Below are 8,911 nucleotides of genomic sequence, written 5' to 3' on the forward strand. Positions count from 1 at the left end.
GAATATTGGTACTATTCTTGCATTATTGAATATTTGTAATAACTTACTTCCCACAATACCTATCTGCCATTAAAAAATGAAAAGGGGGGTCATGTCGTGTTTCAAGAGTATTATATGCCTGAATCAGTATCCGACGCGTTAAATTTTCTAAACAAAGGACCTGGAGATGCCGTTATCATTGCGGGCGGCACAGATTTACTACTTGATCTTCATGAAGGAAAGAAAAGAACAAAGTCACTGGTAGATATTACTCGTATTCCTGAATTGAAAAGTCTTTCCCTGGAATACGGTATTATCAAAATCGGTGCAGCGGTAACACATGCGCAGGTGGCTGAATCAGAGCTTATTTGGGCAAAGGCACCGGCTTTGGCTATGGCGGCCAAGAAAGTGGGTTCTCTGCAAATTCGTAATATTGCCACGGTCGTCGGCAATATTATCAATGCCCAGCCAGCGGCAGACACAGCTGTTGCCCTTACAGCCCTGGGGGCAAAGTTGACTATTGCGGATACATCAGGAACGAGGAATGTTTCCATCGAGCAATTGTATGAAGACGTGGGACAAAGCAAAGTTGACTCTAAAAGAGAATTGGTCACTGAGGTAATGATACCTGTACATGAACAGAATCAAAGCTCCTATTTTGTCCGCTTGGAACAAAGGAAAGCACTGGCGCTGCCCATGCTGAATATTGCCGTGATGGTTTCTTTAGAAGAAGGGCAACAACGTTTTGAATGGGTACGTATCGTGATGGCTCCGGTAGGACCGGGTCCGATGCGGGCAACCAATGCAGAAAAGATTCTAAAAGGCGCAGTGATAGACGATGAGATAATCACCAAGGCGGCCTACGAGGCGGCGGCTCAGGCCAATCCACGCGATAGTGACTTGCGGGGTTCCAGGGAGTATCGGCTACAGGTTTTACCAGCGTTGGTGAAAAGGTGTATAGCGATGGCTGTTGCCCAGGTCAATAAGGGCTGATAAGGAAGGAGGAGAATCATGAATACCTTTAAACTTACATTCACTTTGAACGGAGAAGTTACGGAAGTTTTAGCCGAGCCTTCCGAGATGTTGGTAGATATCCTAAGGGAGAAGATGTATTTAACAGGGACGAAAAAGGGCTGCGGAAAAGGGGAATGTGGGGCCTGTACCGTCATTATGAATGGTGAGGCTGTCAATTCATGTATGATTCCGGCGATGAAAGCCATGGGCGCTGTAGTAGAAACTATCGAGGGAATTGGAACCCCAGACACGCTTCATCCGTTGCAGGAAACGTTTATCGATGAAGGTGCCATCCAGTGTGGTTACTGCACACCTGGTGTGATTATGTCAGCGAAAGCCCTTCTGGACAAAAACCTTAATCTCACCAGCGATGAGGTTAGAGAAGCGATCGCTGGCAACATCTGTCGATGCACTGGTTATGTGAAAATTGTAAGTGCTGTTTTGTCAGCAAGTCAAAAAATAAAAGGGTAAGGAGGAAGCGGAATGAAAAGCTTCAATGTGGTTGGCAAAAGTATCAAAAGAAATGATGCCCTAGAGAAAGCAACAGGAAAAGCAATGTTTTCCACTGATATGAATATACCGGGGATGTTATATGCAAAAGTTCTGCGAAGTCCTCACGCCCATGCCCTCATTAAAAGTATTGATACTTCCATTGCAGAAAAGATTCCTGGCGTCAAAGCGATAGCAACCTGGGAGAACACATCCCGGGAGCTGTTCAATACTTCTGCTACCATGACCTTTACAGTGCCCAGTATGGTACCGGTCCTGGACCAGTATATTTTTGACAAAGTCGTTCGTTATGTGGGTGATGAAGTAGCAGCAGTAGCAGCCGTCAGCGAGAAGGTAGCAACTGAGGCCCTGAAACATATTAAGGTAGAATATGAACTTCTTCCAGCTGTATTCGATCCCTTGGAGGCGATGAAACCGGAAGCTCCAATTATTCATGAATGCCATGCTGGCAAGAATATTCCCGCTGAAATCGTCAAATTCGGAATGGGCGATATGGAAAAAGGTTTCGCAGAATCGGATATTATCTTCGAAGATGTGTTTAAATTATCTATTCAAAAACAAGCCCAGTTGGAAACTCAGGCTGCCCTTGCCCAGGTGAGTTTAGATGGGAGTATCACTGTATGGTCCACCACTCAAACCCCACATCCCACTCGCATGATACTTGCGAAGATTTTCGCGATCCCTCAGAGCAAAATCAGGGTTTTGAATCCCCCTTATGTAGGAGGCGGGTTTGGAGTGCGAATTGGGTTAAGCGCGAAAGCGGAGCCTATCGCAGTGGCTCTTTCTAAACTTACAGGAAAACCCGTGAAGATAGTCTATACAAGGGAAGAGGACTTCACTTCTTCTGATACCAGACATGGTGGATATGTATGGGTTAAATTGGGCAGTAAAAAAGATGGGACTTTCCAAGCTCTGGAATTGAAAAGTGCCTTGAATGCGGGTGCCTACTGCAGCTTTAGTGGTGAAACGCCGGGTGTCTTGGGAGCTATGGGGTTGGCGGTCTACCGCATGGAGCATATGAGCTATTATGGGCACAGCGTTTACACAAACTTCACTCCCTCGGGTGCCATGCGTGGCTTTGGCAACCCACAGGCTATGTTCGCCATTGAAGCTGCCGTGGATAACATAGCGGAACAGATCGGGATGGACCCACTAGAACTACGTCTGAAGAACATCATACAAGTTGGTGATAAATGGTGTCTTCCCTATGCCTGTGGATCTACTGGTTTGGCGGAATGTGTTCAAAAAGCAGCCAAAGTTATTGGCTGGGAACGAAGAGGAACACTGAATGAGCCGGGTAGTAAGCTCCTCAGAGGTATTGGGATGGGAGTCGGAACTCATGTCAGTAACGCTTGGCCGTTCTGCGTTGACTATGATAATGCAATTATCACTGTCCAGCAAGATGGATCGATTTCGTTGGCTGTAGGTGTCCCGGATATTGGTACGGGAACATCAACAACCCTGCCGCAATTGGCTGCTGAAACTATTGGAGTAGAAATGAACCAAGTCAATATGACCTTTGGTGACACACTGACGACACCCTTCGATATTGGAAGTCATGCTAGCCGGACGCTGTATGCTGCAGGTACTGCTGTTGTCGCCGCGGGTAATGATGTGCGCAAACAGATTTTAGAGTATGCTGCAGAAGTTATGAAAATAGCTCCGGAACGACTGGATATCACCAAGGGGATCATTCATATAGCTGGATACAATGAAATAGAGACCTGTGAAGGCAGCGGAATTTGTCAGCTCGGTGAAGAGCCGATGACGCATATTTCCGTAGAAGAATTGGTCTATCATGCCCACTTGAACAACAAACAGTTCATCGGAATCGGTCGAACCACACCACCGAATTCTCCTCCCTGGCATGCACATTTTTACGAGGTGGAAGTGGATACAGAAACGGGTATGGTGAAAGTTGTGAAGGTAGCAGCTGCCCATGATGTAGGGAAAGCGATTAACCCTATGATCGTCGAAGGCCAGATTGAAGGTGGAGTACTCATGGGAGTAGGCTATGCCACAAGTGAAGAAATCAAGATTAGTGCCAAAGGGAAACCCCTTCACACTAGCTACCATAAATACCTTTTGCCAACCGCAATGGATGCTCCGGAAATACAGGCGATCATTGTTGAATCTAATGATCCGTTCGGTCCATATGGGGCAAAAGGATTAGGCGAATGTGGTATGGTACTGTCGGCAGCTGCGATAGGCAATGCGGTCTACAATGCCACGGGAATTCGTTTCAATGAGATTCCCCTGACTCCAGAAAGAGTCTATAAAAAGCTTCAAGAAAACAAAATGAACACTAGACCTGTTTGAAATCCAAGGAATCCTCCATTGTTATAATAGCGGGTTCCATTCTGAGGTGCAAAATCAATAATCGCACACTTGATAACTATAAAATTAAGGGCTAATTGTGACAAAATCACTTTAGCCCTTAATTCGCTATTTTCAAGGGTTTCGAGGACCAACCCTTTCAAATTACCTCGTAAATCACATTCAAAATCGCTCTGGTTTTCACTTTGAATTAAATAGGCCATTGTTTACTACCAATGGTGAAGGAAAGAAGTATATTTACGCAAACTATAATCCGAAATACTCTCAGTTCACAACTGCTTAGCATTAGTAGGATAATGTGAAGCAGGGTAAATTAGATGTTTTGAAGAATGGGATAGGAAATAAGAATGGGGAGGCGTATAATGAAATTCTCAAGTCCTTTGATAGTTGTTTCGGATATGGAAAATTCAAAGCGTTTTTACTATGAAGTGCTTGGCTTAGAAGTTAATGTTGATTTTGGTGCAAATGTAACTTTAACGGGGGGTATTGCATTACAGACAAAAGATACTTGGTTGACTTTTATTCACAAAAAGGAAAGTGAAATTGTTTTTGGAGGAAATGTAGCAGAGTTGTATTTTGAGGAAGATGATTTTGATGGATTTATTCTAAAGATTAATGACATTGCAGACATTAACTATGTACACCCTATCGTAGAACATTCCTGGGGACAGCGTGTTGTTCGTTTCTATGACCCTGATAAGCATATTATTGAAGTCGGAGAAAATATTATAATGGTTGTCAGACGATTCTTAAATAGTGGTCTATCTATTGAAGAAACTTCTATTAGAATGGATGTACCAGTTGATTATGTGAAATCTTGCTTAGAATAGATTACGAGCATAGCCCGTTGCAATTTATTGAACAATCTTCTTATATTGAGCATGATAGGTGGATAATTCCATCTGCATTTTTAATGGCAATATGCAACACCAAATCAAACATCGCCAATAAAAAAGTAGACAGAGATAGTCACATCATTCTTATTTCGTACCTCATTGGTAGGAATAAGCAGGACGTTATGTGCCATGTTGGGTTTTACAATAAAAGGGGTGAGAATTTGGAGATAACAATTGTTCAAGGCGAGATTAAATACTTAGATGATTGTTTAGAAGCCTTAATGAATTCTGAACTAGCTAGTATTTACCTCCCAGATGAAAAAGTGGCAAGAAACCATTTGATTGAAGCATTTGAGAGAAAAGAAATGTATTTAGCGTTAGATAGAGAAGCTAAGTGTATAGGATACATAACTTTTGTTTTAAATGGTATGTTTTATAATTTTCCATATGTATGTAACATATCTGTTAAGGAAAATTTTCGTATGCGGGGCATAGGAAAAAGGCTTTTAGAATTTTTTGAAGATATAGGTTTTATACATTCCGATAAGGTGTTTCTCCTTGTGAGTAGTTTTAATAAGCGAGCTAAAAAGTTGTATGAATCAATTGGTTATAAACAGGTTGGTGTGATTGATGACCTTTATAAAGACGGAACATCGGAATATATGATGATGAAAGTCAAATCATCGTGAGCTGTAGTATATAGAGCGATTCTTGCCAGTTGTTTGCTCCAACTACACATTGGTACTATAAAGAGCTTTGGTTGTGACGCTTAAACTGCTAATTATTCTTAGTAAGTTATCCGAAGTTAGGCGTAAGAAAACTCAAGTCTGAGTCGGACTTGAGTAAATTCGAAGAAGAATATGTTGAAATCTGCTGACCTAACTTTGGATAACTTTAATAGCGCGAAACCGCGACGGTTAGAGCAAAAACTATGGGGATTGAATATCTGATCCTTTTCATAATTTAGAAGCTTTTTGCTGGGGAACTAACTAACAAATGCATTGAAACGACATCAAAGATGCTGAAATAATATAACTTCCCCCTCCCCATAACAGGGCACTTTCTTAAATAGATGCAGTTTGGATATTTCTAGGGGGAGATTTACCCAGGATTATGAACCGTTTTGTTTTATCCGATCCGCAGTTAGGGCATTTGGACAAGTCTTTTCCTGTAAGCCTCTGAATGAGCTGAAGGTTAGAGGCTTTTTCTTTGATCAAAAGTGGGGTGTGGGTAAGTTGTTTGCAAATCTTTAATTTGGATGTCTTGTTGCGATTTCCGAGCAAACCATTCATAAAGCCACTGGGCAGAATATGAATAAGAAACCTGCGGATAAACTCATCGGCGGAAAGAGTCATTAACTTATGCTTACTGTTGTCCTTGTAATCCCGCCATTTGAAGGAAATTGCATCGTTTTCAATGCTCACGATACGCTTGTTGGATATCGCTACTCGGTGAGTATAACGTCCTAGGTATTCGACAACACAAGCGGCATTTTTAAATGGTGGTTTACAATAAACGACCCACTCTTTGCTATAGAGAGGTGAGAGTAGTTTTTCAAATTCCTTTTTGTCAGCAAGATATGTTTGACTGCCGTGAAATTCAAGCTTGTTTTGATAGTAGAGTTGTTTAAGGTAATATAGGAATTTGCCTCTGAACTTCCGGGATAGAACTTTAACCGGGATAAAGAATTTCTTTCTGCTGTTCACCCATTTTCCGATGGAAGATAGTCCGCCACCCGGTACAATGCAGTGAATATGCGGATGGTACATGAGGTTTTGTCCCCACGTATGCAGCACCGATGTAAAGCCAATCTTTGCTCCAAGATATTTTCTGTCAGAGCCTAATTCGGCAAGAGTTCCTGCAACAGCCTTAAACATAAGGGTATAGACAGCTTTTTGATTTTGATAGATTAGTAAATTAAGAGTATCCGGGAGACTAAATACCACATGGAAGTAACTAATGTTGAGCAGATTGCTTTTCTGGTTTTCAATCCAGCGTTCTTTGGCAAGAGTTTGGCATTTAGGACAGTGCCTGTTACGGCAGGAGTTGTAAGAAATTCCGGTATGCCCGCAACTGTCACAAACCTCTTTGTGGCCACCTAACTGAGAAGTTCTGCATTTTTGAACGGCCGACATCGCCTTATGCTGGACGAGTGTAAGCTTGTTATTGGTTCGATAGTTCTTGCCGTATCTCACGAAGATATCTTGAACCTCAGCCATCGGGCTTGTCCAACTGATCAAGAGGACTTGTTACATTGAGAGACTCAATCTTAAGCAAATGTAAGTAAAAGCAGGTCGTGCTAATATTTGTGTGCCCGAGTAAATTCTTTATGTCGTAAATATTAGTACCGGATTCCAGCAAGTGAGTTGCAAAACTGTGCCTCATAGAATGCACTGTAACGTGCTTAGTAATCTTAGCTTTTGTAACATATTTATGAAAAACATCTTGGACGGCTCTGGTAGAAATGTGTGTCTTGGTTCGATTCCTGCTGTAAAAAAGCCACTCTTTAGGACGATAAGCCTTCCAGTAAGCTCTGAGTATCTCAAGATTGACTTGAGAAAGCAGGGCATATCGATCTTTGCTGCCTTTAGCATTGCGAATGAAGAGTTGCATCTTATTGCTATGGATATCCGAAACTTTAAGGGAAACCACTTCACTTACGCGAAGTCCAGCGCCATAGAGTGTCATCAAAATGCACTTATCTCTCAAGTTGTCGCAGACGTTAAAAAGGGTTTGGACTTCCACTTGGGTAAAAATCTCTGGAAATTTGAGTTGTCTGCGATGGCGCGGAATTTGCCTAATGTTTAAGTTGATGTTCAACGTTACTCCGTACAAAAAACGGAGGCCGCTGTTGTAAGTATTAATTGATCCGGAAGTTAGCTTTCTTTCTATGCTGAGATAGTGGAGAAAATTTCTAACATCCTCTATGCCCAACTCAGTTGCAGGTTTGTCGAAGTGATCTTGAAAGATTTTAACTTTAGTATAGTATTCGTCCTGGGTGAACTTGCTTAACCCTCTAAGTTCAACATCAAATTTTAGCTTGGTTAAGACTTCTTCCTTTGTCATAGTTCAATCATCTCCTTAAAGCTAAGCTTACCTTTAAGGAGATGATACAAACTAGAAGTAATAGCTTACAGCAATATTCGAAATAAGAAGGGTTCCCTACGGAAACCACCGCGCCAGCGGTTTAGTGCTATTCTTATACTGGTGACCATCGGTAGGATAACGTGAAGTAAGGTTATTTTCATTTGGAGGTTAGAATGCGTACAGAACAGGAAATGTTCGATTTAATATTAGATATCGCAAAGAAGGATGAAAGAATTCGTGCAGTTCTTTTGAACGGGTCAAGAACAAATCCGAATGCTATAAAAGATATTTTTCAGGATTATGATATTGTATATGTTGTTGAGAAAACGAAGTCATTTCGTAATAATAAGAGGTGGATTGACCAATTTGGCGAACGGTTATATATGCAATATCCTGAAGAAAATTCTTATTATCAAAATGATGTTGAAAACTGTTATGGATGGTTAATCCAATTTACCGATGGAAATCGTCTGGACTTACATGTATGCACAATTACACATGTACTTAAGGATATTAAAGGAGACAGGCTTTGTAAAATACTGCTTGACAAAGACAAATGTTTACTTAATCTTGAAGATGCAACGGATGAGGATTATTGGGTAAAGAAACCGACAGAGTTTCAATTTTTGGATACTTGTAATGAATATTGGTGGTGTCTTAATAATGTTGCAAAGGGCTTATGGCGAGAGGAAATACCTTATGTAATGGATATGCTAAATTTTACTGTCCGTCCACAGTTATTACGTTTATTAGGATGGAAAATTGGATTTGAAACGAATTTTACTGTTAATGTTGGAAAATCGGGAAAGTACATGTACAGATGGTTGGAAGAGGAGAAATGGAATGCATTTTTGAAAACCTATTCTTCTGGAGTTGTAAAAGATATTTGGAAAGCAGTTTTTATCATGTGTGATTTATTTGATGGTATTGCCAAAGAGGTATCTCATATTATGAATATTACGTATAATGAAATTGAGGCAATTAACAGTTTGAAGTTTTTAAAAGATGTTTACTTGTTACCTAAAAATGCTAAAGAAATATATTAGAGTATTAAGCGAGTGGAGTTAATTCGCATTGGTACTATAAAAGCACAAGCAAACGATCCGAATGACGGGTTGGATGCTTGTGCTTATTTAAATATAATAAGG

At 41.0% G+C, this 8,911-nt stretch carries 8 protein-coding genes; 6 read left to right on the forward strand and 2 right to left on the reverse strand.

All coding sequences use genetic code 11. The features are described 5' to 3' along the window. Window positions 1-96 precede the first annotated feature (96 nt). The 5 genes from E4K67_RS23880 (at window position 97) to E4K67_RS23900 (ending at window position 5,365) form a co-directional block, all read left to right on the forward strand. Window positions 97-972, forward strand: coding sequence for an FAD binding domain-containing protein (locus tag E4K67_RS23880; RefSeq protein WP_135551344.1), 876 nt, complete (start codon window positions 97-99; stop codon window positions 970-972). 18 nt (window positions 973-990) lie between these two features. Continuing rightward, complete coding sequence (locus tag E4K67_RS23885; RefSeq protein ID WP_135551346.1) at window positions 991-1,464, forward strand: (2Fe-2S)-binding protein; 474 nt, start codon at window positions 991-993, stop codon at window positions 1,462-1,464. Window positions 1,465-1,476: 12 nt separating this feature from the next. Further along, the gene (locus tag E4K67_RS23890; protein ID WP_135551348.1) at window positions 1,477-3,822 is read left to right on the forward strand and encodes a xanthine dehydrogenase family protein molybdopterin-binding subunit; all 2,346 of its coding nucleotides are present in this window, start codon (window positions 1,477-1,479) and stop codon (window positions 3,820-3,822) included. 380 nt (window positions 3,823-4,202) lie between these two features. Next, window positions 4,203-4,670 carry a VOC family protein gene (locus tag E4K67_RS23895; RefSeq protein WP_135551350.1) on the forward strand — a complete coding sequence of 156 codons (468 nt, stop codon included), beginning with the start codon at window positions 4,203-4,205 and terminating at the stop codon, window positions 4,668-4,670. Between the two features lie 227 nt (window positions 4,671-4,897). Further along, window positions 4,898-5,365, forward strand: a complete 468-nt coding sequence (locus E4K67_RS23900) for a GNAT family N-acetyltransferase (protein ID WP_135551352.1) — start codon at window positions 4,898-4,900, stop codon at window positions 5,363-5,365. 375 nt (window positions 5,366-5,740) lie between these two features. Here E4K67_RS23900 and E4K67_RS23905 read toward each other — a convergent pair whose 3' ends face one another. Continuing rightward, window positions 5,741-6,895, reverse strand: a complete 1,155-nt coding sequence (locus E4K67_RS23905; RefSeq protein WP_135551371.1) for an IS91 family transposase — start codon at window positions 6,893-6,895, stop codon at window positions 5,741-5,743. Beyond that, complete coding sequence (locus E4K67_RS23910) at window positions 6,888-7,742, reverse strand: tyrosine-type recombinase/integrase (protein WP_135551354.1); 855 nt, start codon at window positions 7,740-7,742, stop codon at window positions 6,888-6,890. The genes E4K67_RS23905 and E4K67_RS23910 overlap by 8 nt, the downstream gene beginning before the upstream one ends. 194 nt (window positions 7,743-7,936) lie before the next feature. Here E4K67_RS23910 and E4K67_RS23915 point away from each other — a divergent pair, with 194 nt between their 5' ends. Next, window positions 7,937-8,809 carry an aminoglycoside 6-adenylyltransferase gene (locus tag E4K67_RS23915; protein ID WP_135551356.1) on the forward strand — a complete coding sequence of 291 codons (873 nt, stop codon included), beginning with the start codon at window positions 7,937-7,939 and terminating at the stop codon, window positions 8,807-8,809. Window positions 8,810-8,911: the final 102 nt, after the last annotated feature.

Source organism: Desulfosporosinus fructosivorans (assembly GCF_004766045.1).
Taxonomy (GTDB): domain Bacteria; phylum Bacillota; class Desulfitobacteriia; order Desulfitobacteriales; family Desulfitobacteriaceae; genus Desulfosporosinus; species Desulfosporosinus fructosivorans.

Excerpts from the sequence above, each read along its gene's own strand:
- E4K67_RS23885 (WP_135551346.1), top strand. The coding sequence starts at position 991 with ATGAATACCTTTAAACTTACATTCACTTTGAACGGAGAAGTTACGGAA.
- E4K67_RS23890 (WP_135551348.1), top strand. The coding sequence starts at position 1,477 with ATGAAAAGCTTCAATGTGGTTGGCAAAAGTATCAAAAGAAATGATGCC.
- E4K67_RS23895 (WP_135551350.1), top strand. The coding sequence starts at position 4,203 with ATGAAATTCTCAAGTCCTTTGATAGTTGTTTCGGATATGGAAAATTCA.
- E4K67_RS23905 (WP_135551371.1), bottom strand. The coding sequence starts at position 6,895 with ATGGCTGAGGTTCAAGATATCTTCGTGAGATACGGCAAGAACTATCGA.
- E4K67_RS23910 (WP_135551354.1), bottom strand. The coding sequence starts at position 7,742 with ATGACAAAGGAAGAAGTCTTAACCAAGCTAAAATTTGATGTTGAACTT.
- E4K67_RS23915 (WP_135551356.1), top strand. The coding sequence starts at position 7,937 with ATGCGTACAGAACAGGAAATGTTCGATTTAATATTAGATATCGCAAAG.